This is a genomic window from Nocardioides sp. Z22_16, assembly GCF_058134365.1.
In genome coordinates, this window is sequence record NZ_JBYTTI010000003.1 from 249,050 (window position 1) to 273,321 (window position 24,272).

General features: G+C 73.1%; 23 protein-coding genes. 6 read left to right on the forward strand and 17 right to left on the reverse strand.

Annotated elements, in window-relative coordinates:
- The first annotated feature begins 14 nt into the window (after nt 1–14).
- Both AC3X7R_RS09560 and AC3X7R_RS09565 read left to right on the forward strand, forming a co-directional pair.
- Complete coding sequence (locus AC3X7R_RS09560; RefSeq protein ID WP_489965403.1) at nt 15–938, forward strand: NAD-dependent epimerase/dehydratase family protein; 924 nt, start codon at nt 15–17, stop codon at nt 936–938.
- Nucleotides 939–943: 5 nt separating this feature from the next.
- Nucleotides 944–1,399 carry an acyltransferase gene (locus AC3X7R_RS09565; RefSeq protein ID WP_489965404.1) on the forward strand — a complete coding sequence of 152 codons (456 nt, stop codon included), beginning with the start codon at nt 944–946 and terminating at the stop codon, nt 1,397–1,399.
- Here the strand turns inward: AC3X7R_RS09565 and AC3X7R_RS09570 are convergent.
- The 3 genes from AC3X7R_RS09570 to AC3X7R_RS09580 form a co-directional block, all read right to left on the reverse strand.
- Nucleotides 1,386–2,894 carry a hypothetical protein gene (locus tag AC3X7R_RS09570; protein ID WP_489965405.1) on the reverse strand — a complete coding sequence of 503 codons (1,509 nt, stop codon included), beginning with the start codon at nt 2,892–2,894 and terminating at the stop codon, nt 1,386–1,388. The genes AC3X7R_RS09565 and AC3X7R_RS09570 overlap by 14 nt on opposite strands.
- Entirely contained in the window at nt 2,887–3,840 is a 954-nt protein-coding gene (locus AC3X7R_RS09575) for a Gfo/Idh/MocA family protein (RefSeq protein WP_489965406.1), read from the reverse strand. The genes AC3X7R_RS09570 and AC3X7R_RS09575 overlap by 8 nt, the downstream gene beginning before the upstream one ends.
- Before the next feature lie 73 nt (nt 3,841–3,913).
- Entirely contained in the window at nt 3,914–5,248 is a 1,335-nt protein-coding gene (locus AC3X7R_RS09580; RefSeq protein ID WP_489965407.1) for a hypothetical protein, read from the reverse strand.
- A gap of 35 nt (nt 5,249–5,283) precedes the next feature.
- Between AC3X7R_RS09580 and AC3X7R_RS09585 the strand changes: the two genes are divergently transcribed.
- Nucleotides 5,284–6,189 carry a glycosyltransferase family 2 protein gene (locus tag AC3X7R_RS09585; protein WP_489965408.1) on the forward strand — a complete coding sequence of 302 codons (906 nt, stop codon included), beginning with the start codon at nt 5,284–5,286 and terminating at the stop codon, nt 6,187–6,189.
- On the opposite strand, the gene AC3X7R_RS09590 is transcribed toward AC3X7R_RS09585, so the two are convergent.
- From AC3X7R_RS09590 to AC3X7R_RS09605, 4 genes are read right to left on the reverse strand one after another with little or no spacing between them, the layout of a single operon-like run.
- Nucleotides 6,172–7,461, reverse strand: a complete 1,290-nt coding sequence (locus tag AC3X7R_RS09590; protein ID WP_489965409.1) for a glycosyltransferase family 2 protein — start codon at nt 7,459–7,461, stop codon at nt 6,172–6,174. The genes AC3X7R_RS09585 and AC3X7R_RS09590 overlap by 18 nt on opposite strands.
- 22 nt (nt 7,462–7,483) lie before the next feature.
- Nucleotides 7,484–8,062, reverse strand: a complete 579-nt coding sequence (locus AC3X7R_RS09595; protein WP_489965411.1) for an SACE_7040 family transcriptional regulator — start codon at nt 8,060–8,062, stop codon at nt 7,484–7,486.
- Between the two features lie 59 nt (nt 8,063–8,121).
- A complete protein-coding gene (locus tag AC3X7R_RS09600; protein ID WP_489965412.1) occupies nt 8,122–8,838 on the reverse strand; it encodes an SWIM zinc finger family protein in 717 nt (238 codons plus the stop codon).
- Nucleotides 8,839–8,845: 7 nt separating this feature from the next.
- A complete protein-coding gene (locus AC3X7R_RS09605; protein WP_489965413.1) occupies nt 8,846–11,587 on the reverse strand; it encodes a DEAD/DEAH box helicase in 2,742 nt (913 codons plus the stop codon).
- 50 nt (nt 11,588–11,637) lie between these two features.
- Here AC3X7R_RS09605 and AC3X7R_RS09610 point away from each other — a divergent pair, with 50 nt between their 5' ends.
- Nucleotides 11,638–12,126, forward strand: coding sequence for a glutathione peroxidase (locus AC3X7R_RS09610; RefSeq protein WP_489965414.1), 489 nt, complete (start codon nt 11,638–11,640; stop codon nt 12,124–12,126).
- 62 nt (nt 12,127–12,188) lie between these two features.
- Nucleotides 12,189–13,757 carry a DHA2 family efflux MFS transporter permease subunit gene (locus tag AC3X7R_RS09615; protein ID WP_489965415.1) on the forward strand — a complete coding sequence of 523 codons (1,569 nt, stop codon included), beginning with the start codon at nt 12,189–12,191 and terminating at the stop codon, nt 13,755–13,757.
- A 6-nt stretch (nt 13,758–13,763) separates the two neighbouring features.
- On the opposite strand, the gene AC3X7R_RS09620 is transcribed toward AC3X7R_RS09615, so the two are convergent.
- The 3 genes from AC3X7R_RS09620 to AC3X7R_RS09630 are packed head-to-tail and all read right to left on the reverse strand — an operon-like array spanning nt 13,764 to nt 15,321.
- On the reverse strand, nt 13,764–14,624 hold the full coding sequence (locus AC3X7R_RS09620) for a hypothetical protein (RefSeq protein ID WP_489965416.1): 861 nt from the start codon (nt 14,622–14,624) through the stop codon (nt 13,764–13,766).
- Nucleotides 14,621–14,938 (reverse strand): type VII secretion target, encoded by a 318-nt coding sequence (locus AC3X7R_RS09625; RefSeq protein WP_489965417.1) that lies wholly within the window; start codon nt 14,936–14,938, stop codon nt 14,621–14,623. The genes AC3X7R_RS09620 and AC3X7R_RS09625 overlap by 4 nt, the downstream gene beginning before the upstream one ends.
- Nucleotides 14,935–15,321, reverse strand: coding sequence for a YbaB/EbfC family nucleoid-associated protein (locus AC3X7R_RS09630; RefSeq protein WP_489965418.1), 387 nt, complete (start codon nt 15,319–15,321; stop codon nt 14,935–14,937). The genes AC3X7R_RS09625 and AC3X7R_RS09630 overlap by 4 nt, the downstream gene beginning before the upstream one ends.
- 65 nt (nt 15,322–15,386) lie before the next feature.
- Between AC3X7R_RS09630 and AC3X7R_RS09635 the strand changes: the two genes are divergently transcribed.
- Entirely contained in the window at nt 15,387–15,935 is a 549-nt protein-coding gene (locus AC3X7R_RS09635; RefSeq protein WP_489965419.1) for a hypothetical protein, read from the forward strand.
- A gap of 12 nt (nt 15,936–15,947) precedes the next feature.
- Here the strand turns inward: AC3X7R_RS09635 and AC3X7R_RS09640 are convergent, their stop codons facing one another.
- From AC3X7R_RS09640 to AC3X7R_RS09670, 7 genes are all read right to left on the reverse strand, one after another.
- Nucleotides 15,948–18,128 (reverse strand): RecQ family ATP-dependent DNA helicase, encoded by a 2,181-nt coding sequence (locus tag AC3X7R_RS09640; protein WP_489965420.1) that lies wholly within the window; start codon nt 18,126–18,128, stop codon nt 15,948–15,950.
- On the reverse strand, nt 18,125–19,297 hold the full coding sequence (locus tag AC3X7R_RS09645; protein ID WP_489965422.1) for an LLM class flavin-dependent oxidoreductase: 1,173 nt from the start codon (nt 19,295–19,297) through the stop codon (nt 18,125–18,127). The genes AC3X7R_RS09640 and AC3X7R_RS09645 overlap by 4 nt, the downstream gene beginning before the upstream one ends.
- Before the next feature lie 79 nt (nt 19,298–19,376).
- Entirely contained in the window at nt 19,377–19,856 is a 480-nt protein-coding gene (locus AC3X7R_RS09650) for a hypothetical protein (protein ID WP_489965423.1), read from the reverse strand.
- 10 nt (nt 19,857–19,866) lie between these two features.
- Nucleotides 19,867–21,117 (reverse strand): MFS transporter, encoded by a 1,251-nt coding sequence (locus AC3X7R_RS09655; protein WP_489965424.1) that lies wholly within the window; start codon nt 21,115–21,117, stop codon nt 19,867–19,869.
- Nucleotides 21,114–22,451 carry an NtaA/DmoA family FMN-dependent monooxygenase gene (locus AC3X7R_RS09660; RefSeq protein WP_489965425.1) on the reverse strand — a complete coding sequence of 446 codons (1,338 nt, stop codon included), beginning with the start codon at nt 22,449–22,451 and terminating at the stop codon, nt 21,114–21,116. The genes AC3X7R_RS09655 and AC3X7R_RS09660 overlap by 4 nt, the downstream gene beginning before the upstream one ends.
- Nucleotides 22,448–23,176, reverse strand: coding sequence for a cysteine hydrolase family protein (locus AC3X7R_RS09665; protein ID WP_489965426.1), 729 nt, complete (start codon nt 23,174–23,176; stop codon nt 22,448–22,450). Before AC3X7R_RS09665 ends, AC3X7R_RS09660 begins: the two co-directional genes overlap by 4 nt.
- Complete coding sequence (locus AC3X7R_RS09670) at nt 23,169–24,254, reverse strand: LLM class flavin-dependent oxidoreductase (RefSeq protein ID WP_489965427.1); 1,086 nt, start codon at nt 24,252–24,254, stop codon at nt 23,169–23,171. Before AC3X7R_RS09670 ends, AC3X7R_RS09665 begins: the two co-directional genes overlap by 8 nt.
- Between the last annotated feature and the right edge of the window lie 18 nt (nt 24,255–24,272).

The window sequence follows — 24,272 nt, forward strand, 5'->3', positions numbered from 1 at the left end:
GGAACCCCCTCCCGATGTCCAAAGAGACCGTCTTCTTCACCGGTGGTGCCGGCTTCATCGGCCTGCACGTGGTGCCGATGCTGCTGGAGAAGGACTACAAGGTCCGGATCTTCGACAACATGTTCCGGGGCGACCGCGAGGCCGTGGCCGCCCTCGGCGACGACGTCGAGCTGATCGACCAGGACGTGCGCTACGGCGGCGCGGTGCACCAGGCGATGAAGGGCTGCACCAAGGTCATCCACGCGGCCGCGGTGTCGATCAACAAGAGCCAGTCCGACCCGTACGAGTCGATGGACATCAACATGATCGGCAACCACAACGTCTTCGCGGCCGCCGCGGACCACGGCGTGGAGCGACTGGTCTACTGCTCGTCGGCCTCGGTCTACGGCGACCCCGAGCGGCTGCCCATGCACGAGGACGACCGGCTCTCGCCGCAGACGCCGTACTGCATCTCCAAGCGCGCCGGCGAGGACCTCCTCGGCTTCTACCAGCGCCGCGCCGGCCTCTCCTGGATCGGGCTGCGGTTCTTCAACGTCTACGGCCCCGGCCAGAAGACGACCGCCTACTACACCTCGGTGATCAACCACTTCGTCAACCGGATCCGCAACGGCGAGCCCCCGGTGATCGACGGCAAGGGCGAGCAGTCGATGGACTTCATCCACGTCCACGACATCGCCCGCTCGGTGGTGCTGGCCCTGGACTGCGAGAAGGACAACGTGCCGGTCAACATCGGCACCGGGATCGACACCTCGATCGCCGAGCTGGCCGACATCCTGATCGAGGCCGTCAACGCCGACGTGAAGCCCATCTTCAACGAGCGCGACGTGATCGCCTCGCGGCGCGCGGCCGACATCACCCGGGCCAAGGAGGTGCTCGGCTTCGAGCCGACCATCGAGGTCCGCCAGGGCATGATCGACCTGATCCGCGCGGGCGGCTGAGGGTCATGACCGCGCCGCGACCGGCGTCGCTGCCCCCGAACCCGTGGAACGAGCACGCGTGGGTGGTCGGCGAGCCGGTCGTCGGCGAGGGCACCTGGATCGGTGCCTTCACCGTGATCGACGGCTCCGGCGGCCTGCGGATCGGCCGGGGGTGCGACATCTCCTCCGGGGTGCAGATCTACACCCACTCCTCGGCCCGGCGCTGCGTCAGCGGCCGGAGCTACGACCGGGTGGACCACGCGCCGGTGACCATCGGTGACCGGGTCTTCCTCGGTGCCGGGGCGATCGTCAACATGGGCGTCACCATCGGGGACGAGGCGGTGGTCGCCGCCGGCGCCGTGGTGACCTCCGACGTGGCGCCGCGCACCATCGTCGGCGGGGTGCCGGCCCGGGTGATCGGCCGGGTCGACCTCGACGAGCGCGACGCCGACGGCGGCCCGCGCTTCGTCACCACGCAGTGACGCAGACCCCCACCACGGTGGTGACCGCGAGCAGCGCCAGCAGCCGCGGCACCGCCTCCCCGCGGACGGCGCGCAGGGCGAGCAGCACCGCGAGCGGCGCCAGGGAGATCATGTAGCGCGGCACGATCGGGAAGTCGAAGCCGAAGTTGGCGGTGTTGCTCATCCGCAGGAACGGCGGGAACGCGAACATCACGAGCAGCAGCGAGGCGACCAGCAGCCGGTCCTCGCGCAGCCAGCCGGGCCAGTGGGTGGCGACCCGGCGGCTCAGGCGACCCGCGCGCGGGCCGCCGGCTGCCGCGGCGCCTGCCTCGGGACCGTCAGCGCCGTCGGGGGCGCCCCGTCGGCGGAGCTCACCGAGCAGGGCCAGGGCGAGCACCCCGAAGACCACGACCGAGATCAGGTAGGGGAAGCCGTAGCCGAAGCCGCGGAGCACCGTCGCCCACAGGTCGCCGTCGAGCACCGGGAGGGCGTTGACGTCGTTCCACGGGGTGTGCAGGGACGAGGCCTCGGTGACCGCGCCGGCCAGCAGGGTGCGCAGGCTGCCGTCGGGCACCGCTGAGTAGACCACCGAGTTGGGCTCGGTCGCGCGGGCCTCGATGACCAGGTCCCAGAGGACGACGGGGCCGAGGAAGACCAGCGCCTGCAGGCCCAGGTGCCACCAGGTGACCCGCCATCCGGCCACCGCCTCGACCCCCGCGCGGGCGGCCAGCCACACCAGGCCGCTGGCCACCAGCACCACCGCCACGGTGAGCGAGGAGGTGGCCGCCACCCAGGAGGCGAACGCCGCGGCCGCCAGGTAGCCCCAGAACCACCGCGGCGACCGCAGCCACGCCAGCGCGCCCAGCGCCACCAGGGCGCCGCAGAGCGTGGCCGCCGACCCCGGGTTGACCATCGGGCCGTAGTAGAGGATCCCCGGGGCCGCCACCGGGGTGAAGGTGAGGGCCACCCGGCGGGCGCCGCTCATCCCGGCCGACCTGGCCAGCAGCCAGCAGACGACGATCCCGGCGATCAGCACCAGGGTGGAGCTGAGCCGCACCGCGTCGATCAGGTCGACCTCGGCGGCGGCCTGCACCACCCGGGCGCCGCCCAGGACCGCGGCGAAGTAGGTCGGGTAGTGGATGTAGCTGGTCGTGTACTGCGTCATCGGCAGGTAGATCGGGCTCAGCTGGGGGTTGCCGCACTCGTAGGCCAGCGGGCCGGTGTCGTGGCCCACCCCGCACGTCCACTCCTCCACGATGGCGTCGGTGTAGATCGACCCGCGGTGCGGGTAGGTCCCGGCGTCCATCTGGAGCACGTTGTCGAAGTGGGTGACCTCGTCGACGTGCGACATCGGCCGGCCCTGGAGCGCGATGGTCGAGAGCGCCACCACCGCCAGCAGCAGCACCAGGGCGGTGAGCACGTCGCCGGCGCGCCGGTGGGTCAGCAGCTCCCGGACGCGGGGCCGCGCGGGGCGCGGGGCCACCCGGGTGCCCGCGGCCCGCGAGGGCTCAGACACGGCCGGCGAGGACCTGGTCGACCACGTGGTGCGCGGGCAGGATCGAGTCGCGCTCGGCGTCGACGTCGCCCTCGCCGCGCACCAGCGAGACGAAGTGGGCCAGCTGGCTGGCCAGCGGCTCGGCGCCGATCACCTCCGGCACCTCGATCTCGGTCATCTGGCGGAAGCCGTCCCGGCCCGGGTCGCCGGCGATCGAGGAGTGCCGGTAGGCGGTGACGCCGCGGCGCAGCAGGTCGACCTCGATCATCCGGTCGATCTCCTGGATGAGGAGCTGGCGCACCTTGCGCTGCCCGAGCCGGCTGGCCGAGACCGAGGCGATGCCGCCGTCGTCGAAGCGCAAGGTGGCCTCCACGATGTCCTCGGCCCCCGCCACCGAGTCGGGGTGGAAGTGCCCGACCTGCACGTCCGCGCGGCCGGGGCGGCCGCCGCCGAAGGCGCGCACCACCAGGTCGACGTCGTGGACCAGCAGGTCCCAGGCGACCCCGGTGGCGATCCGCGGCACGTAGGGCGAGTGCCGCTCGGCCCGCACGTAGAGCGGCGCCTCCATCATCTTCATCGCCACCACCACCGCGGGGTTGAAGCGCTCCAGCAGGCCGCACATCAACGGGGTCCCCGCGCGCCGGGAGGCCGCCACCACCTCCTCGGTCTGCTCCAGGGAGGGGCAGACCGGCTTCTCCACCAGGAGCGGCAGCCCGGCCCCGATGATCTGCAGGGCCAGCGCGTGGTGCTGCTCGGTGGGCGCGGCGATCACGGCCGCGTCGACGTCGCCGAGGCCGTCGAGGTCGCGCGCCCACCGGGCGCCGTGGGCGTCGGCCACCTTGCGGCCGTTCTCCTCCAGCGGGTCGACGACGACGGCCAGCTCGGTGTCGAGGCCGGCCGAGATGGTGCGGGCGTGGTTCAGCCCCATCGAGCCGGAGCCCACCAGGGCGAGACGCAGGACGGACAACGGAGACTCCTCGGTCTGGGCGACAGCGGACACAGACTAGGTGCTCAGGCCGCGGCGCGCTCCGCGAGGCGGCTCACAGGGCGAGCGACTGGGCGAGGCTGACCGACCAGGCGACCGCCGCCAGGGCGGCCAGCGACCACTGCACCACCCGTCCGCGGCCCAGAGCCAGGGCGAGCGGGGCCAGCAGGATCACCATCAGCGGCAGCCCGTAGCGCGGCTGCGTACCGGTGGCGCCGTGGACGACGAAGAAGGCGGTCGGCAGCAGCACCACGGTGAGCAGCCAGGCGCCCAGCCCGGTGATCGCGAGCACCCGCACCGGGGAGGTCAGCGGCCAGCGCGACGAGAGGGCGACCAGCGCGGCGGCGCCGAGGACGAAGATCTGCAGCCCGGAGGCGAGCGTGGCGAGGAAGGGGGAGGAGTTGAAGGAGAAGAAGGTCAGCGGGGCCATCAGCGCCTGGGCCGCGCCCAGGATCTCGCCCCACAGCGTGCTCTGCGAGGCCAGCGACTCACCCATCCCCCCGTCGGCGGAGGCCCCGGCGGGCAGGCTCGCCGAGCGCCACTCGTTGACCCCCAGGGTGGCCACCGCGAGGAGCACGGCCGCGCCGGCCAGCAGCGCCGTACGGCGCAGCAGCAGGCCGCGGTCCAGGTCGCGGGGGGCCCAGGGGCGGTCCACGCCGGGCCAGACGGCGGCCAGCAGCAGCACGTAGCAGGCGGCCGGGACGTAGCTGAGCTTCACCTGGGCGATGACCAGCGCGAGGCCCAGCGCCCACGCCATCCGCCGCCGCCACGACCCGGCGACCCACGGGTGCCGCACGGTGACCAGGAGCAGCCCGGCCGCGCCGACCAGCAGGGCGGCGCCGTCCGGGGTGACCGTGGCCCCCTGCCACAGGACCGCCGGCACGCTGGCCAGCAGCACCGGCAGCGCCACCGAGAGCGGGCCGGGAACGCCGAAGCGGCGCAGCGCCAGCGTGGTGGCCGCCGCCCCCAGGGCGAAGAGGAGCGCGATGCTGAGCCGGGCCGACTCGAAGAGCGAGAGCGGGGAGAGCGCCTCGACGACCAGCGCGCTCCCCGCCAGGCCGGCGTAGAAGAGCGGGGAGTAGCTGAGCACGTAGGAGACGCCGGCAGGCGCGATCTCCCGGACGTCGCGCAGCTCGGGGCAGACCGGGTCGAGCCCGGCCTCGGGCAGGTAGAGCCCGCGGCACGACATCTCCCGGACCGTCTCGCGGCCGTAGAGGTCGCCCACCCTGGGCAGGTCGCCCGAGCGGGCGATCCGCGCGCTGTAGTCGAAGTGCGCCTGCTCGTCGTACGGCGAGACCGGCTCGAAGGAGAGCGCCGTGACGGCGGCCAGCACCAGGCTCGCCACGAGGGTGAGCAGGCAGGCGACCGCCGTGCCGCCCCTCGTTCGCATGGGGGGAGCCTAACGACGCTGGATAGGGTGCGGCCATGCCGGTCCCACCCCTCAGCTTCGCGATCCCCTACTACTCCGGCCGGGACTACCTGCGCGAGGCGATCGAGTCGGTGCTGGCCCAGACCTGCGACGACTGGGAGCTGCTCGTCGTCGACGACCGGGGCCCCGAGCCGGCCGCCGACCTGGTGGCCGGGTACGCCGACCCGCGGATCCGCTACGTGCTCAACGAGGAGAACCTCGGGCTGGCCGGCAACTGGAACGAGTGCGTCCGGCTGGCCCGCGCTCCGTGGGTCACCCTGCTGCACGGCGACGACCGCCTGCTGCCGGAGTACGCCGAGCGGGTGCTGGCCGCGACCGCCCGGGTCGGGGACGACGTCTCGGTGGTCTTCACCGACGCCGCCATCATCGGCGAGGACGGCGCCCCGACCAGCACCCCCGCCGACGTGGCCAAGACCGTGCTGCGCGGGCGCGGCGGCGACCACGACGTGCGCGGCGACGCGGGCCTGGCCGGCCTGCTGCGGGGCAACTACATCGTCTGCCCGACGATGTGCCTGCGCCGGTCACTGCTCGGCGACGCGCCCTTCACCACCCGGTGGCGGTTCGTGCCGGACTGGGAGCTCACCTGCCGCCAGCTCCTCGAGGGACACGCCCTGCACAGCATCCGCACCCCGCTGCTGGAGTACCGCCGGCACCGGGGCAGCCAGACCTCCCTGCTGACCGCCGACGCCTCGCGGTTCGCCGAGGAGCTGGGGTTCCTCGAGGAGATGGCCGACGCCGCGGCCCGGCGCGGGTGGCGCCGCTCGGAGCGTGCCGCCCGTCGCCGGCCGGTCACCCGGGCGCACCTGGCGCTGCAGGCGCTGGTCGACCTGGTCCGCGGCCGGGTGGCGGCCGGCCGCGAGAAGGCCGCGATGCTGCTCGCGGACCTACGCGGTCGTCGCTGACCCGGTCGCTGAGCCGGTCGCTGACCCGGTCTGGCCGGCGCCGACGGGGGTGCCGCCGACGGGGGTGGGACTGGTCGGGCTGGGACGCGAGATGCGGATCCGGAGCAGCGAGATGAAGAGCCCCGCCATCATCGTCTGCGCGCCCACCACCAGCCCGAGCACGGCGGGCACGCTGAGCCGCACCGAGGTGGAGGTGTCGAGCCGGCCGAAGCCCGCGTCGCCCCAGTTGAGGACGGCGACCAGGGTCATCGCGACGCCGGCGACGAAGAGGGCGAGGCCGACGACGATGCCGGTCTCGAAGTTGAGCCGCTGCTCGAAGGCGCGGAAGCGTCGGCTGCCCGGGGGCAGCAGTCCTTCCGCGGCGGCGTAGACCCGGGAGAGCACCGAGAAGATCACCCCCTGGTAGCCGACGATCGCGGCTCCCATCCCGAAGAGCAGGGTGCCGACGTCGAGCCCGATCCCGCCGATCCGGACGCTGCCGGTGAGGAGCACGGCGGTGGTGAGCAGGCCGAGGAGCGCCAGCGCCATGCCGGGGTAGAAGAAGAGCCAGCGCGGGCTGTAGAGGAGCAGGAAGCGCAGGTGCCGCCACCCGTCGCGCCAGCTGCGCAGGTGCGGCGGGCGGCTGCGGCCGTCGGGGCGCAGCGTGGTGGGCGCCTCGCTGACCTTCAGGTCGGCCAAGCTCGCCTTGACCACCATCTCGGAGGCGAACTCCATCCCCGTGGTCCGCAGGTCGAGCGCCAGGATCGAGGCCCGGTTGAAGGCCCGCAGCCCGCAGTGGAAGTCCCGCGAGGGGGTGCGGAAGAAGAGCCGGCCCACGAAGGTCAGTACCGGGTTGCCCAGGTAGCGGTGGAGCGGTGGCATCGCGCCCTCGGCGATCCCGCCCAGGAAGCGGTTGCCCATCACCAGGTCGTCGCCCGCGCGGAGCCGCTCCAGGAACGGCATCAGCGTGCCGAAGTCGTAGGAGTCGTCGGCGTCGCCCATCGCGACGAACCGGCCCCGGGCGGCGGTGATGCCACCGATGAGCGCGGCGCCGTACCCCTTCTCGGGCACCTCGACGACCCGGGCGCCGTTCTCCAGGGCGATCTGCTGGGAGCCGTCGGTGCTGCCGTTGTCGGCGATCAGCACCTCCCCCACCACGCCGTGGTCGTCGAGGAAGGCACGGGCCTGCCGGATGCACGTCTCCAGGGTCTCGGCCTCGTTGAGGCACGGCATCACGATGCTCAGCTCGACGGGCGCGGTCTCGGCGGGCTCCGGCTGGGAGGGGGCGGTCACGGCTGGCATTGTAGGCGTCCGCTCACTCCCGGCCCGGCGGCCGTGAGGTCGCCGCGCGCAGGCCCAGCGCGCCGTGGGCCATCCGCACCAGCAGGGCGCGCATCTCGTCGTCGGGGAGCAGCCGGCTGTGCGGGGTCGAGTTGAGCAGGCCGAACGTCGCGTGCGCCATCGACCGGGCGCGGTCGAGGCCCAGGTCGGGGTGGTGGCGGCGCAGCTGGTCGGCCCACAGGTCGACGTAGGAGCGCTGCAGCGTGCGGACCCGCTCGCGCGCCTCGGGCGGCAGGGACTCCCAGTCTCGATCCTGGACGACGATCAGCGCCTGGTGCCGCAGCGCGAAGTCGGTGTGCCACTCCACCAGGGCGGCCACGGCGTCCTCGGGTCCCTCGGCCTCCGCGACGCGCTGGTGGCCGACGGCGAGGAGCTCCTCGCTGATCCGGACCAGCATCTCGGCGAGCATCGCGTCCTTGGACGGGAAGTGCTTGTAGAGCGCCGGCCCGCTGATCCCGCAGGCGGCACCCAGCTCGGCCACCGAGACCCCGTGGAAGCCGCGGGCGGCGAAGAGCCCGGCGGCGGTCTCGAGGATCTGCTCGCGACGGGTCACCGACCCAGGTTAGCGCCCGCTAACCCCTCGCCACCCCGGCTCACCCCTGCTAGCCCCTGCTAACCCCTGGCGAGCCACTCCGCGAGCGCGGCCTGGGCCCGCAGGGCCGCGTCGGCGCCGGTCTCGAGGTCGCTCTCGAGCTCGTCGGGGATCCCGTGCTCGGGGCCGGACCCGTCCACCGGGCCGTCTCCCCGGCCCGCTCCCGCCGCCCCCAGCGTCAAGGCGTGGACCTCCGCGAGCAGCTCCTCGCGGGGCACCCCGCGCAGGTGGAGCAGGACCAGCGGGTCGGCGTCGAGCAGCCAGCCGACCTGCGCGGCGACGGCGACGGCGTGCCGGCAGGGGTCGACCCAGTGGTCGCAGCTGCAGCTCCAGGCGAGGTCGCCGGCATACGGGACCAGCTCGACGCCGACCTCCTCGCAGTCCTCGACGACCTCCAGGGGCAGGTCGCCCGAGAGCAGCGCCGGGATCCGTCCCGCGCTGCCGGCCACGACCTCGGCGAAGAGGCGCCGGCTGGCCTCCTCCAGCACCTCCACGGTGCCGGTGACGGTCCAGGCGTCGTCGCGCTCCGAGACCGCGGCCAGGTAGCCGCCCACGCGGACCGAGATCGAGCCCACCGCGCCGTCGCGGGCCAGGCGGCGGCCGCTCGTGAGGTCCTGCTCGCCGTACGCCGCCTCCTCGAGGCTGCGCGCCCACGCCTTGCCCCACCAGGTGCCGGTCGCGCCACTGCGCCGCGGCGCCAGCCGCGGGAAGGTCACCGGTGACGCGGGCGCCGTCATCGCCGGCTCACCTCAGGGCCACCAGGTCGCGCAGCTCGGCGTCGCCCAGCTCGGAGAGCGCCGTCTCCCCGCGGGCCAGCACGGAGTCGGCGACCCCGCGCTTGCGGGCGAGCAGCTCCGCGACCCGCTCCTCGACGGTCCCCTGGGTGACCATCCGGTGCACCTGGACCGGCCGGGTCTGGCCGATCCGGTGCGCGCGGTCGGTGGCCTGGTCCTCCACCGCGGGGTTCCACCACCGGTCGAAGTGGACCACGTGGTCGGCGCGGGTCAGGTTGAGCCCGGTGCCGCCGGCCTTGAGGGAGAGCAGGAAGACCGGCACGTGCCCCGGGTCGTCGGGCCCGGCCTGGAAGCGCCGCACCATCTCCTCCCGCTGGGCCACCGGGGTGCCGCCGTGCAGGAACTGGTGGGGGATGCCGGAGCGGGACAGGTGCTGCTCCAGCAGCCGGGCCATCGCCACGAACTGGGTGAAGACCAGGACCGCGCCGTCCTCGGCGAGCACGGTGCCGATCAGCTCGTCGAGCAGGTCGACCTTCTCCGACCGCCCGACCAGGCTGGTCGCCGGCTGCTTGAGGAAGTGCGCCGGGTGGTTGCAGATCTGCTTGAGGCCGGTGAGCATCGCCAGCACCAGCCCGCGCCGCGCCTCGACGTCGGCCCGCTCGATCCGCTCCATCCGGTCCCGGACGAACGCCTCGTAGAGGACCGCCTGCTCCCGGGTCAGCCCCAGGAGGTGGTCGGTCTCGGTCTTGGGCGGCAGCTCGGGGGCGATCCCGGGGTCGGACTTGCGACGCCGCAGCAGGAACGGCGCCACCAGGTCGGCGAAGCGGGCGGTGAGCGCGGGGTCCACGCCCGCCTCGATCGGGGAGGCCCAGGTGCGGCGGAAGGCCAGCCGGCTGCCCAGCAGCCCGGGGATCGCCCAGTCGAGGATCGCCCAGAGCTCGGTGAGGTTGTTCTCCACCGGGGTGCCGGTCAACGCGACCCGGGCGCGGCTGTCGATGGTGCGGAGCGCCTTGGCGGTGCCCGACCGGGCGTTCTTCACGTGCTGCGCCTCGTCGGCGACGACGAGGTCCCAGTCGACGCCGGCCAGCACCTCCGCGTCGTTGCGCATCGTGCCGTAGGTGGTGAGCACGAAGCCGCCCTCGAGCCCCTCCAGCGACCTGGCGCCGCCGTGGAACCTGCGGACCGGGACGCCGGGGGCGAACCGGTGCACCTCGGCCTCCCAGTTGCCCAGCAGGGAGGCGGGGCAGACCACCAGCGTCGGCCCCCCGACGCCTCCGCCCCCGGCCGTGGCGCCGGCCGCCTGCCCGGTCTCGGCCCGGTGCAGGTGGAGCGCGATCAGGGTCACGGTCTTGCCCAGTCCCATGTCGTCGGCCAGGCAGGCCCCGAGGCCCAGCGAGGTGAGCTCGGCCAGCCAGGTGAGGCCGTGGCGCTGGTAGTCGCGCAGGGTCGCCTTCAGCGAGGCGGGCACGGGGACGGGCTCACGGGTGGCGGCGGCGCGCAGCCGCTCCCGGACCTTCAGCAGGGAGGCGCCCACCACCACCTCGACGTCCGGCGAGCCGCCCTCGGTGCCCGGCTCCACCTGGGTCACCCCGGTGAGCGCCGCGGCCAGGGCCTGGGCGGGCTTCACCGTCCGGATCAGCCGTTTGCGCGCCCGGTCGGCGGTCTCGGGATCGACCACCACCCAGCTGTCGCGCAGCCGCACCACCGAGGCCGCCGACTCCGCGAGCAGCGCCATCTCATCCTCGGTCAGGGGGTCGCCGTGCAGCGAGACCTGCCACCGGAAGGCGAAGAGGGCCTCGGCCCCCAGCGTGGAGCTCTGCAGCGGCTCGTCGGGCGAGAGGCGCGGCGAGGTCCCCTCCAGCACCGCGCGGGAGGTGAGGTCGCGGCCCAGCTCGCGGGGCCAGTGCACCTCGACGCCGATCCCCTGCAGCGCGCCGAGCCCGCCCGAGAGCAGGTCGACGACCTCGTCGGCGTCCAGGGTGATCCGGTCGGGCACCCGGGCGTCGAGCAGCCGCTCCAGCACCGGCCACGCGTCGGCCGCCTGGCGCAGCGCGAGCCCGGCGTGCACCCGCGCCCGGTCCCCGAAGCCGTGGCTCGCCTCGGGCCCGGCCTCCAGCCACAGCTCGGCGGCGTCCGCGACCAGGTGGACGCCGCCCTCGGCGTGCACCTGGGGCACCAGCCGCAGCTCCCCGGCGTAGAGCTCCTCCTCGGCCGCCTCGACCCGCAGCGAGAGCCGCACCAGCTGCGGCCGGTCGTCGGTGACGGTCTCCTGCTTCATCCGGGCCAGCCGCTCCTGGAGCCGGCTGGGATAGCTGGGCACCGCGACCGGCCGGGTGGGGGTGCGCCGCGGCATCGCGTCGACCACGGCCTCCAGGACGGCGCGGACGATGCCCTCCGCGCCGGCGGCGTCGAGGTCGCCGTGGGCATGGGAGCGGGCGAGCTGCTCGATCCGGTCGTTGGCGGCCTCGTCGAGCGGGGCGACCTGCCACCAGGGTTGGGTGGGGTGCGGCTCGAAGCGGCCCTCGGCGACGAGCCGGAGCCCCAGGTGGGCCGCGCCGGCGAGGAGGGCGACGCTCGGGTGGACCGGGCGTCCCTCGGTGGCGCCGAGCTCGCGCTGGGCGCGGGCCAGCACCGGCATGGCGGCCGAGATCGGCATCGAGACCGACCGGCCCCCGGTGAACTCGACGGTCGACCGGCGCGGCGGTCTGCCGGCGCGGAAGGTCGCTGGGCCGGTGATGGGGACGAAGCTCACCCCCCGACGCTAGCCCGCCCCTCCCACACGGCTGCGGCTAGTGTGCTCGGGTGAGCATCCTCGACGCGTCCCTGGCCCGGCTCGACGGCACCCCGGGCACCCTCCGCGACCTGACCGGCGGCCGCCCGGCCCTGCTGGTCAACGTGGCCAGCCGGTGCGGGCTGACCCCGCAGTACGCCAAGCTCGAGGAGCTCCACGCGCGGTACGCCGAGCGCGGCTTCACCGTCGTCGGGCTGCCCTGCAACCAGTTCCTCGGCCAGGAGCCGGGCACCGCGGAGGAGATCGCGGAGTTCTGCTCCGCCACCTACGGCGTCACGTTCCCGATGGCCGAGAAGATCGAGGTCAACGGCGAGGACCGGCACCCGGTGCTGGCGCCGCTGGTGGAGCTGGCCGACGAGAAGGGGCACACCGGGGACGTGCAGTGGAACTTCGAGAAGTTCCTGGTCGACGCCGAGGGGCGGCCGGCCGCACGGTTCAGCCCCACCACCGAGCCCGACGACCCGGCCCTGGTGGGCGCGGTCGAGCAGCTGCTCGGCTAGGTGACGCAGCACACCTGCTTATTCGGGTGATCGTTGACCGTGGCAACCACTAGCCTTCCCCGGTGAGCACCCAGACAGAGGCAACGAACCCGGAGCAGCCCTCCCCCGCCGCGGACGACCGGCTCGACAAGAACGTCCTCCTCATCGCCGGCGTGGTGGTGCTGGGCGCGATCATGTCGATCCTCGACATCACCGTCGTCTCGGTGGCGCTGGAGACCTTCCAGAACGAGTTCGAGGCGACCTCCGCGGAGGTCGCCTGGACGATGACCGGCTACACGCTGGCCCTCGCCTCGGTGATCCCGCTGACCGGGTGGGCGGCCGACCGGTTCGGCACCAAGCGGCTCTACCTGCTGGCGGTCGGCCTCTTCACCGCCGGCTCGGTGCTCTGCGCGGTGGCCGACAGTCTCCAGACGCTGGTGATCTTCCGGGTCCTGCAGGGTCTCGGCGGCGGCATGCTGATGCCGCTCGGCATGACGATCCTGACCCGCGCCGCCGGCCCGCACCGGATCGGTCGGGTGATGGCGGTGCTCGGCATCCCGATGCTGCTGGGCCCGATCTTCGGTCCCATCGTCGGCGGCTACCTGATCGAGGCGGCCTCCTGGCACTGGATCTTCCTGATCAACCTGCCCATCGGCATCCTGGCGCTCGTCTACGCCGTCATCGTGCTGCCCAAGGACCACGTCGAGCCGTCGGAGACCTTCGACTGGGTCGGCATGCTGCTGCTCTCCCCCGGCCTGGCCCTCTTCCTCTACGGCGTCTCCTCGATCCCCGAGCACGGCACCTTCTTCCACGCCGAGGTCGGCGTCACCTCGACGCTCGGCCTGCTGCTGGTCGCCGCCTTCGTCCCGTGGGCGCTCAACCGGAAGAACGAGCACCCGCTGGTCGAGCTGCGCCTCTTCTCCAACATGAAGATGACCGTCGCGGTGATCGCGATGGCCTTTTTCGCCGTCGCCTTCTTCGGCGCCTCGCTGCTCTTCCCGCTCTACTTCCAGCAGGTCCGCGGCGAGGACGCCCTCGGTGCCGGGCTGCTGCTGGCCCCGCAGGGGATCGGCGCCATGGTCACCATGCCCATCGCGGGCTTCTTCGCCGACAAGAAGGGCCCCGGCAAGGTGGTGCTGGTCGGCATCTCGCTGGTCACCCTGGGCATGGCGATGTTCACCCAGCTGGAGGCCGACACCTCCTACCCGTTCCTCCTGGGCTCGCTCTTCGTGATGGGCCTCGGGATGGGCGCGACCATGATGCCGATCATGAGCTCCGCGCTGCAGACGCTGACCGACCACAACATCGCCCGCGGCTCCACGCTGATGAACATCACCCAGCAGGTCGCCGCCTCGATGGGCACGGCGCTCTTCTCGGTGATCCTGACCAACCAGATCAAGGCCTCCGACTCCGCCGGCGCCTACCTGGGCCTGAAGGGGATGCTCTCCCAGGCCGGCGGTGCCGAGGCCGCCGAGCTGAAGGCGAAGGTGGACGCGCTCGCGCCGGCCGCCCTGCCGGAGCTGGCCGACTCGTTCGCCACCGTCTTCGTGGTCGGCACCCTCCTGGTCGGCTGCGTGCTCATCCCGGCGTTCTTCCTGCCCCGCAAGCCCCCGGAGCAGCCGGTCGACCCCACCGCGATGATGGGCCACTGACCCGGGTCACTGGTCGTCGTGGCCTCCGGCCGCCTTGGACATCGAGACGATCAGGTTGAGCTCGTGCTGCTTCATCCCGGAGGCGTGGCGAGCCATCGCGGCACCGGTCGACGTCGCGGTCTCGAGCGCAGGGCTGATCTGGGCGAGCAGGTCGGCCATCCGGTCGAGCGAGCGGGCGAGGTCGTCCATCAGCGTGCGGGCCTTCTGGATCAGGTTCCTGGCCTTGTTGGCCAGGCTCGCCAGCGCCGCGGGGGCCGCGATGCCCAGGGTCAGCGCCGACTGGGCCGCGGCACCGATCGCCTCACCCACGAAGTCGCTGACGAAGCCGACGATGAAGTCGCGGACCCCGGCCAGCAGCGTGCCGGCCACCTCGATGCCCCCGGCCACGCCGTTGGCGACCTTGGCGAGCTCGCGCATCAGGTCGGCCGACAGGTCGGCGTAGGAGTTGTAGGCGTCCATCGCCAGGCCCGTGTAGCCACTGGTGTCGCCGTGCGCGCGGGAGCGGTAGTCCGCACTCACCCCCGTGAGGTGCTCGTTGATGTTGCGCCAGCTCTGGGCGCCCGCCCGGATGGCGGCCGGGTCGCCGAGCATCTCGTCCAGGAAGTCCTGCACCGGGCCGATGTGCTCGATCAACCAACCGACGACCATGGAGCCGGCGGCGCCGAACGGGTTGAGCATCGCGCCGACGACGTCCAGCCCCGCGCTGAGGCCGTTGACGGAGCCCTGGATGAAGTCCCCCCGCCGGAAGGCCTCACCGGCGTCCACCGCGCCGTCGATCATCTTCAGCCCGTTGGTCCACTCCCCTGCGGACCCGTGGTTGGCCACCCACCCGTGGTCGGAGCCACCCTCGACGACGAGCGAGCTCACAGCTTCCCCTTCACCCAGTTGAAGACGTCGACGACCGCTTCCTCGACGGCGTCGTAGGAGTCGGCCAGCTCCTTGACCCCCTCGGCGGTCTCGGAGAGCATCTCCTTGACCGCCTCGGTGGAGAGCACACCCGCACCCTGCAGCGGAGCCATCAGCGGGAAGACCAGCATCTGCCCGATCTGGCCGTACATCGCCGGCCCGAAGTTGACCTGGTTGGCAGCGCTGACGGCAGTCTGCGCCTGTGCCGCGAGACCCTGCACGTTGGCAGCATGGCTGCGCATCGCATCGGTGTCGACGTGGAATCCCCCGCTCATCGCCCGTCCTCCTCCTCGTAGCCGAACTGGTCGCGATAGCTCTGCGCGAACCGCTGCGCGGTCGGCGACCCCGGGCCGTAGATGTCCTCGCCGAGCTTCTCGATCGCGAAGCTGAGTCGCCGCTTCGCCTGGGCGTGCGCCTCGAGCACGGCCGCCGAGAGCTGCGGACCGGAGAGCTCGACGAACCGCTCGCCGAACGCGAGGTCCACCATCTGTCCCACCCCGTCCACCGTGACGGTCACGTCGCCGTCGGCGGACTGGCCGCTGACCCGCAGATCCTGGCTCTGACGGGCGAACTGCTCGGCCTTGTCGAGCTGGTCCAGGGCGGCGTTCGCCTTCTCCTCGTGCAGGGCGAGGACGGCTTCGAGGCGGGAGCTCGACACGATGGTCTTCCTAACGTCGGGGGCGCTGCCGAGCAGAGAATCCCCCGTGTCCCTATGCTCCAAACATGGATGCGACCCTCGGGACAGAGCTCCCTCAGCGCGGTGTCTACGTGTGGGGCGGCGTGACGATCGCCCTCGTCATGCTCGTGCCGACGGTGAGGACCTTCCGCAGGGCAGCCGGCGAGCAGGACCAGGTGGTGCTCGCCTGGGCGATCGCGCTGGTGATGGGGCTGGTGCTGGTCCTGGTCCCGGCCGTCACCGCGTGGGTGCACGCACGCAAGCACGTCTTCGTCTCCGAGGAGGCGGTGACCGTGACCGCCGGCGACAAGGTGCGCCACCAGATCCGCTTCGAGGACGCCACCGAGGTCCGGGTGCTGATCGACGGAGGCATGGGCTCGATCACCCCCGAGTTCTGGAACCAGGCGGTGGCCCTGCGCGGGCCCGACCAGGACGGCAGGACGCGATGGGTCAAGGTCTCCCGCACCTTCGTGACCACCCTGGAGCCGCTGCTGCAGCGAGTCGAGGAGGAGGTACGACGCCGCCCCGAGCTGATCGCGCACGAGGAGGAGCGTGCGCTCCTCGGCGAGTTCCTGGCCGGCACGGCCGGGGAGTAGCCGCCCGGCGGCTCAGCCGTTGACCGCCAGGGTGAGCGGCAGCACCTCGGTGGCGCCGGCCGCCCTGATCGCCCGGGCCGCGAGGGTCAGGGACCACCCCGTGACGACCAGGTCGTCGACGAGCAGCACCGGCCCGGCCGGTACGTCGGCCTGCAGCCCGGAGCGCCTCCCGACGGCCGCGACCCGCTGGGCGGAGTTGGCGGCCCCCTTCTCCGGCGGCACCTCCGGGTCGACGATCGCCCAGGTGCCGACGACGGGCACCTTGAGGTAGCGCGACAGTCCCTCGGCGAGGTCCCTGGTCAGCGTGGGCCGTCGCGCCGACTCGGCATAGACGATCGCCTCCACCCGGGGCCGCCAGTCGCCGAGGACCTCGACGACGGCGCGGACCAGGGGCACCGGGACCGGTCCGTCCAGGGCCTCGCCCTCCGGGCCGGTGCGGAAGAGGTCGCGCAGCTGAGAGCCGTAGCCGAGGTCGGTGAGCCGGTTGACGGCCCGCCCCTCGGCGGCGCCGTCGGCGATCTTGCCCTTGAGGTCGATCCCGAGGTTGGCCAACCCGGTGGGCCACATCTTGCGGGGCTCGACCACCACGCCGGGGCGGGCCAGACGCTCGTGCGCGGCCTCCACCGACTGCTCGGAGACCGACGTCGAGAGCTGGAGCCCGCCGCAGTTGTCGCAGCGCCCGCACCGCGCGCTCACGTCGGGGTCGTCGAGCTGGTCGCGCAGGAACCACATCCGGCAGGCGTCGGTCTCGAGGTAGTCGAGCATCGCCTGCTGCTCGCGCTGCCGGGCGGCCGCGACCCGGGCGTAGCGCTCGGCGTCGTAGCTCCAGGGTCGGCCGGTGGCGGTCCACCCGCCCTGCACGCGGCGCACCGCGCCGTCGACGTCGAGCACCTTGAGCATCTGCTCGAGCCGCGACCTGTTGAGCTCGACGTAGGTCTCCAGGACCGCCGTGCTCAGCGGCTTGCCGGCGCCGGCCAGCACCTCCAGGGTCTGGCGCACCAGCTCCTCGCGGGGGAAGGAGAGGGAGGCGAAGTAGGCCCAGATGTCGCGGTCCTCGGTGGCGGGGAGCAGCACCACGGTCGCCTCGTCGGTGCCACGCCCGGCACGGCCCACCTGCTGGTAGTACGCCACCGGCGAGGCGGGGGCGCCCATGTTGACCACGAAGCCGAGCTTGGCGTCGAAGCCCATCCCCAGGGCGCTGGTGGCCACCAGCGCCTTCACCCGCCCGGCGACCAGGTCCTCCTCGAGGGCCTGGCGCTCGCTCGCCTCGGTCTGCCCCGAGTACGCCGCGACCTGGAGGCCGCGGGAGCGCAGGTAGTCGGCGATCTCCTGGGTGGCGGCGACCGTGAGGCAGTAGACGATGCCGGAGCCGGGCTGCTCGGCCAGGTGGTCGGCCAGCCACGCCATCCGCTGCTCGGCCGTCTTGAGCCGGACGACCCCCAGCCTCAACGACTCGCGGTCGAGCGAGCCACGGAGCACCAGCACCCCGCCGTCGGCCGGGCGCTCCTGGCCCGCGGAGCCGGAGACCTCCAGCTGCTCGGCGACGTCGCCGGTGACCCGCGCGTTGGCGGTCGCGGTGGTCGCCAGCACCGGGATCCCCGGGGGCAGCTCTCCGAGCAGGGTCCTGATCCGCCGGTAGTCGGGCCGGAAGTCGTGGCCCCAGTCGGAGATGCAGTGGGCCTCGTCGATCACCAGCAGGCCCGCGGAGGCGGCCAGCCGGGGCAGCACCTCGTCGCGGAAGCCGGGGTTGTTGAGACGCTCGGGGCTCACCAGCAGGACGTCGACCTCGCCGGCGTGGATCGCGTCGTGGATCGGCTGCCACTGCTCGATGTTGGTGGAGTTGATGGTGACCGCCCGGATGCCGGCCCGCTCGGCGGCGGCGATCTGGTTGCGCATCAGCGCCAGCAGCGGGGAGACGATCACCGTCGGGCCGGCGCCCTGGGCGCGCAGCAGCAGGGTGGCGACGAAGTAGACCGCCGACTTGCCCCACCCGGTGCGCTGGACCACCAGCGCCCGGCGCCGGTCGACGGCCAGCGCCTCGATCGCGGACCACTGGTCCTCGCGCAGCACGACGTCGTCGCTGCCGACCAGGGCCCGCAGGTGGCGCTCGGCCTCCGCACGGACACCGCGGCGCACCTCGTCGGAGGCGGACGGGGCGGCGGTGCTTCCGGCGGTGCTTCCGGTGGGGCTCATGCCCCCTGTCTAGCAAGCGTCGCCGACACGCGAGCACCCGCGTCAGGGGCGCCGCCCGCGTCGAGGGCGTCGAGGCGGCGCAGCTCGGGCAGGACGGTCTCACCGAAGAGCACCATGTCCCGGTCGAACTCGGGGAAGATCAGCATCAGCCCGTCGAGCCCGGTCGCGCCCAGCACGTGCCGGATGTGCGAGACGACGGTCTCCGCCGACCCGGCCACGTAGGCGGTCTGGAAGGCGCCCTCCGCCCCGGCGCCGTTGGCCCAGTTGAGCGCCTGGTCGGCCGGGATCCCCCACGACTCCCGCATCCTGGCCACCGCCGGCCGGTCGATCCCGCGGCCGTACTCGGCGACCATCGCCTGCGCCTCCTCGTCGGTCTCCCCCTGGACGACGGTCAGCATCGCGTAGGTCCGGCAGGTCCGCCCGAAGGCGGCGGCACGGGTCTTCACGTCGTCGGACTGGGCCCGCATCGACTCCAGGTCGTTGGCCGCCATGAACGCCCCGTCGCACCACTGGGCCTGGAAGGCCCGGGCCTGGGGGGAGCTGCCCGCGGAGATGATCGTGGGCCGCACCTGCGGGTGCGGCCGCGACTCGCAGTCGGCCAGGGTGAAGAAGTCCGACTCCATGGTCACGCTGGGCTCCGACCAGAGGCGGCTCACCGCCTCGCACCACTCCTCGGTCATCCGGTACTTGTCCTGCTGGGTCCGCTCGTGGTCCCACAGGCCCATCTGGGTGAACTCGCCCGGGTAGGCGCCGTTGACGATGTTCATCCCGGCCCGGCCGCCCGCGATCTGCTGGAGGGTGGTGTACATCTTGGCCGCGACCGCCGGGTGGTGGACGTTGGCGTGCATGGTCGCCCAGATCTTGACCCGCTCGGTGGCCTCGGCGAGCCCCGACATCAGGGTCATCGACTCCAGGGTGCGTCCCCAGTAGTCGGAGTCACCGCCGAAGCCGCGCCACTTCGCCATCGTCATCACGAAGTCGAGTCCCATGGCCTCGGCATGCAGCGCGGCGCGCTTGTTGTACTCGTAGTCGGCGAGCGGGCGGGGGGAGGTGGTGGACATGATCCACCCGCCGTCGCCGATCGGCAGGAAGACGCCGTACTCCCTCCCGGAGTCGGCGGCGGCGCCTGGGACGGCGACGGGGGCGGGGGCGTCAGGGGTCGAGAACATGGCGATTCCTCTCAGCAGCAGGGCAGGGCGGAGCGGGGAGACAGGGCAAGCAGGCGGGCAGGGACGTCGCGGGGGTGACTCAGGCCTGGACCCGGGTCACCCGGCCGTCCGCGGAGACCACGTAGAGGGTGAGGTCGAGCTCGACCGCGGCCAGGAAGGTCCAGGAGCGTGGCTTGACGGCCTCCGCCGTGGTCTCGCTGAGCACGATCCCCACCTGCGCCGACGGGAACCGGGTGGTGCGCAGCCACAGCAGCTTGAACATGTCGGCCTGGACCTTGTTGCGCTGCGCCGAGGTGAAGGCCCCGCGGTTGACCACCACCTGGAAGAGGTAGCGGTCCTGCGGATCGACCCCCTCGACCTCGAACGTGGTGCCCGGGCGGACCTCGACGGCGCGGGGACGCAGGTCGACCCCGAGCTCGGCGGAGACCGCCAGCAGCGCCGCGCGCTCCGGCGACTGGGGGCCGAACCGCCGCCACACGTTCTCGACCTCGCCGCTGCCCGGCGGTCCTCCCGGGGCCGCGGACGCAGGCGCGACCATAGGCGCGACCCGGGGATCCATGAGTGCCAGCCTAGGCAAGGGCCATCTCCTCTCGGACGGTTTCTCGTCGGACGTGGCGTGCGAGGTGGGCCACCGAGGCGAGCAGGAGCAGCGCCATCAGCGCGCAGGCGGCCAGCCACGACCACCGCTCGACGACCCAGAAGACCACCAGGGGACCCGCGGCCGCCCCCACGTCGCCGACCGTGCGGGTCAGCCCGATCACCGCCCCGGACTCCCGCGGACCCCAGCTCTCGCCGGCGACCACGCCGGGGACGACGTTGAGCGCGGTGGTGGCGGCGAAGTAGGCGACCAGCGCCAGCGAGAAGAGCACCGGGGAGCCGAGGACCGGCAGCACCAGCACGGCGGCGGCACCCAGGGTGCCGGTGACCAGCAGCACCGGGCGCCGGACGCCCCGGTCGACCAGGCGTCCCACGACCGGGGCGAGGAGGAGGCTCGCGACGGTGCCGGCGGCGATCGCCAGCGAGAGCGTGACCGGCCGCATCCCCGCCCCCTCGTAGGCCATCACGGGCACCAGCCCCTGCTCGCCGGCGAAGCGGACGAAGAAGGTCGCGAAGGAGACCCCGCACAGGGCCGCGACCAGCCCGTGCCGCCCGCCGGCCCGAGCCTGCTCGACCGCCGCGAGACGAGCCTCCCCAGCGGGCGCGACGGCCGCGACGGCAGCGACGGCGTCCGGCCGGGGGGCGGCGTAGGCCTCCCAGTAGTGGGTCGCCGGGCGCAGCGCCTCCCAGGCCAGGGCCAGGAGCAGCGGGACCGCGGCGGCCACGAAGGTGGCCGGCACACCCCACCGCTCCACCACCAGCCCGCCCAGCAGGGAGCCGACGGCCACCGCTCCCGTCATCGCCATCATCGAGTGGGCCACCACCCGGCCCCGCTGCCCGGCCGGGGCGGCGGTGACCAGCACGGAGAAGGCCACGGTGACCGCCGCGCCGCCGAAGACGCCGGCCACGAAGCGGAGCACCACCACCGAGCCGGTGCTGGTGGCCAGCCCGGTCAGGGCGGTGACGGCCACCAGGGCGAGCGCCACGACCCAGAGGTAGGGCCGCGGCCGCCACCACCGCAGCACCAGGCCCGCCGGGGCGTTGACCAGCGCCCGGCCGATCGCGAACGCCGCCAGGATCGGCCCCAGCGCGCCGATCGCCAGCCCGTGGTCGGCGACGTAGAGCGGCAGCGCCGGCACGATCGCCCCCCACGTCATCTGGACCGTGCCGATCAGCACGCAGAGCAGCAGGGTCTGCTCGCGCACCGACGGCGCGGAGCTCACTCGCACAGGACCTGACGCAGGGTCTGGGGCCCGGGACGCCGCTCGGCGAGCGCACCGCGCCGGGCCAGCTCCGGCGCCAGCAGCTCGCCCACCGCGGCATACCCCGACGGGAAGGCGAGCGGGCTGGAGATCATGAATCCGCCCCGGGACCCGGTGGCGGCGAAGGTCTCCTCCAGGTGGTCGGCGATCCGGGACGCCGACCCCACGAGCATGTGGTCGACGCCGGTGGCCGAGCGCCACCCGCGCTCGAAGAACTCCGCGCGGGTCATCAGGTGGTCCTCGCCGAGCTCGGCGACGAGCTGCCCGACGAGCCCGGCCGGCGACGCCTGCGCGGCGAGGATGCGCTCGCGCAGGTCGCCCAGGCGGAACTTCTCGGGCAGCGTGGAGAAGTCGTAGCCGGCGTTGTGCGAGAGCGAGACCGCCACCATCTCGTCGGTCCACGCCTCCAGCACCGACTCCTTGCGGGTCCGGGCCTCGTCGTCGGTGGCCCCGATGATCGCCTGCAGGTCCCACAGGATGCCGACCTTGCCGGGGTCGCGGCCGCGGGCGGCGAGCTCCTCGTCGAGCAGCGACCGGTGCCGTTGCATGCCGGCGGTGGAGGAGCCGAAGCCGAAGACCAGGTCGGCGAAGGAGGCCGACGCCTGGATCCCGCGGGGGCTCGCGCCGGCCTGCACCAGCACCGGCTCGATCTGCGGGCTCGGCACCGACGCCAGCGGTCCGGCGACGTCGAAGAACCGGCCGTGGTGGTCGATCGGGTGCACCCGGGACGGGTCGGCGAAGCGGCGGGTCTCCCGGTCCCGGAGGATCGCCTCGGGCTCGACCGAGCGCCACAGCGCCTTGCAGACGGAGATGAACTCCTCCATCCGCTCGTAGCGCAGGTCGTGCTCGAGCAGCTCGTCGAAGCCGTAGTTGCGGGCGTCCGCGACCCGGGTGGAGGCCACCACGTTGAAGGCGATCCGCCCCCCGGAGACGTGGTCGAGGCTGTTGAGCAGCCGGGCCACGTAGAACGGGTGCATGAAGGTGGAGGAGTAGGTGAGCCCGAACCCGACGCGCTCGGTGACCGTGGACATGGCGGCGATCACCGGGCTCATGTCGTGCCGCGGCCACTGCACGCCCCACTCGACCGCCCCGTCGCGGGACCCCTGCCAGGTGCTGGGGATGCCCGAGCCGTCCCCGAAGAAGAGCAGGTCGATGCCGCCGCGGTCGGCCATCTGGGCCAGCTCCATGTAGGCGCGGACGTCGGGGAACTCCTTGCCGACCCAGGAACCGGGCAGCGCCCACCGCCCCTCGGTGTGGGCGAAGGAGAGGTCGAGGGCCAGGTGCATGCCGCTCATCCGGTCACCGCCGCCGGGGCCCGCATCGCCTCCAGCTGCTCCACCACGACGTCGGTGGTGGTGACCATCGAGGAGTTGAGCGCCAGGATGGCCAGGGCCGACTCGTGGAAGGCGGCGCCGTAGGACGCGCAGGCGTCCGAGGGCACCACGACGGGGAAGTCGTGCTGCATGGCGTCGTTGGCGGTGGAGAAGACGCAGCACTCGGTCGTCAGGCCGGTGACGATCAGCCAGTCCACGCCGGCGTCGGCCAGCTCGTCGGCCAGCGTGGTGCCGATGAAGCCGGAGTAGGAGTCCTTGCTGACCACGATCTCGTCGGCGCGGGGCTCCAGGCCGCCGTACCACTGCGCCCCCGGGGTACCGGCGAGACAGGGGTTGCGATCCCCCAGGGGGATCTCCCGGGAGCCGTTGCGCAGCCAGTTGTTGACCGTCCACGTGTCGTGGCTGGTCTCGAGCTGGACCCAGGCCACCGGCACGCCGGCGTCGCGGGCGGCGTCGACGAGACGGCTCACCTGGGTGACCGCCTGGGCCACGTTCTCCAGGTCCTGAGGGGTCTCGCACATGTGGCCGATCGCCTCGGGGGCGGCGAAGTCGTGCTGCACGTCGACGACCACCACGGCCGGGGTGAGGCCCCGCAGCGCCCCGAGCCGGGCCGCGTCGAGCTCCTCGAGGGAGTCGGCGGCGCTGCGGAAGGCGGCGGAGGACGAAGGGGGTGCGAGGTCAGACATGGGCGAGCTCCTCAACGGGGGTCGGGTCCGGCGCCTCGGCGGCGCGCAGCAGGGGCAGCACCGAGCGCCCGAACTCCGGGAGGTCGGCGTGGTAGTCGGGGAAGATGAGCATCAGGCCGTCGAGCTCGGCCGCCTCGACCAGCCGCAGGATGGCCGCCGCGACCGTCTCGGCCGAGCCGGCGACGTACTGCACCTGGAAGGCCTCCTCGCCGGTGGCCTCCTCGGCCCAGGCCCGCGCCCGGTCCAGCGGCACCCCCCAGGCCAGGCTCATGTTGAGCAGCGCCTCCTTGTCGACACCGCGGCCGTACTCCGCGACGCGCTCCCGGGCCGCCTCGTCGGTCTCGCCCAGCACCACCGTCATCATCGAGTAGGTGCGGCACTCGCGGCCGAGCTCGCGGGCCCGGGCGTGGACGTACGCCGACTTCTCCACCATCTCCTCGAAGGTGTCGGCGCCCAGGAAGGCGCCGTCGGCGTAGCGGGCCTGGAACTCCATCCCCGGCTGCGAGGTGCCGGCGTTGATGATGGTGGGCCGCGGGTCGGGGTGCGGCCGTGACTCGCAGTCGTCGAGGGTGAAGAACTCCGACTCCATGGTGACCCGGTCCTCGGTCCAGAGCCGGACCACCGCCTGGCACCACTCCTCGGTCATCCGGTAGCGGTCGGTCTTGGACATCTCCTGCCACAGACCCATCTGGCTGAACTCGTCGGGGTAGGAGCCGTTGACGATGTTCATGCCCGCCCGGCCACCCGAGATCTGCTGCAGCGTGGTGTACATCTTGGCTGCCACGGCCGGGTGGTGGATGTTGGCGTGCATCGTCGCCCAGATCTTGACCCGCTCGGTGCACTCGGCGAGCCCCGACATCATGGTCATCGACTCCAGGGTCTCGCCCCAGTGGTCCGTGGTGCCCCCGAAGCCCTTCCACTTGGCCATCGTCATGAGGAAGTCGAGGCCCGCCTCCTCGGCGTCCAGCGCGACGCGCCGGTTGTAGGCGTAGCTGGCCTCCGGGTGCGGGGCGGTGGTGGAGACCATCCATCCCCCGTTGCCGATCGGGAGGAAGACTCCGTACTCCTTGGCGGTCATCGCCGCTCCTTTCGTGGG

What these genes read in the sequence shown, in the direction of transcription:
- AC3X7R_RS09645 (WP_489965422.1), bottom strand. Translation starts at nt 19,297, where the DNA reads ATGTTCTCGACCCCTGACGCCCCCGCCCCCGTCGCCGTCCCAGGCGCC.
- AC3X7R_RS09670 (WP_489965427.1), bottom strand. Translation starts at nt 24,254, where the DNA reads ATGACCGCCAAGGAGTACGGAGTCTTCCTCCCGATCGGCAACGGGGGA.
- AC3X7R_RS09650 (WP_489965423.1), bottom strand. Translation starts at nt 19,856, where the DNA reads ATGGATCCCCGGGTCGCGCCTATGGTCGCGCCTGCGTCCGCGGCCCCG.
- AC3X7R_RS09580 (WP_489965407.1), bottom strand. Translation starts at nt 5,248, where the DNA reads ATGCGAACGAGGGGCGGCACGGCGGTCGCCTGCCTGCTCACCCTCGTG.
- AC3X7R_RS09565 (WP_489965404.1), top strand. Translation starts at nt 944, where the DNA reads ATGACCGCGCCGCGACCGGCGTCGCTGCCCCCGAACCCGTGGAACGAG.
- AC3X7R_RS09640 (WP_489965420.1), bottom strand. Translation starts at nt 18,128, where the DNA reads ATGAGCCCCACCGGAAGCACCGCCGGAAGCACCGCCGCCCCGTCCGCC.
- AC3X7R_RS09585 (WP_489965408.1), top strand. Translation starts at nt 5,284, where the DNA reads ATGCCGGTCCCACCCCTCAGCTTCGCGATCCCCTACTACTCCGGCCGG.
- AC3X7R_RS09600 (WP_489965412.1), bottom strand. Translation starts at nt 8,838, where the DNA reads ATGACGGCGCCCGCGTCACCGGTGACCTTCCCGCGGCTGGCGCCGCGG.
- AC3X7R_RS09560 (WP_489965403.1), top strand. Translation starts at nt 15, where the DNA reads ATGTCCAAAGAGACCGTCTTCTTCACCGGTGGTGCCGGCTTCATCGGC.
- AC3X7R_RS09635 (WP_489965419.1), top strand. Translation starts at nt 15,387, where the DNA reads ATGGATGCGACCCTCGGGACAGAGCTCCCTCAGCGCGGTGTCTACGTG.
- AC3X7R_RS09660 (WP_489965425.1), bottom strand. Translation starts at nt 22,451, where the DNA reads ATGAGCGGCATGCACCTGGCCCTCGACCTCTCCTTCGCCCACACCGAG.
- AC3X7R_RS09625 (WP_489965417.1), bottom strand. Translation starts at nt 14,938, where the DNA reads ATGAGCGGGGGATTCCACGTCGACACCGATGCGATGCGCAGCCATGCT.
- AC3X7R_RS09665 (WP_489965426.1), bottom strand. Translation starts at nt 23,176, where the DNA reads ATGTCTGACCTCGCACCCCCTTCGTCCTCCGCCGCCTTCCGCAGCGCC.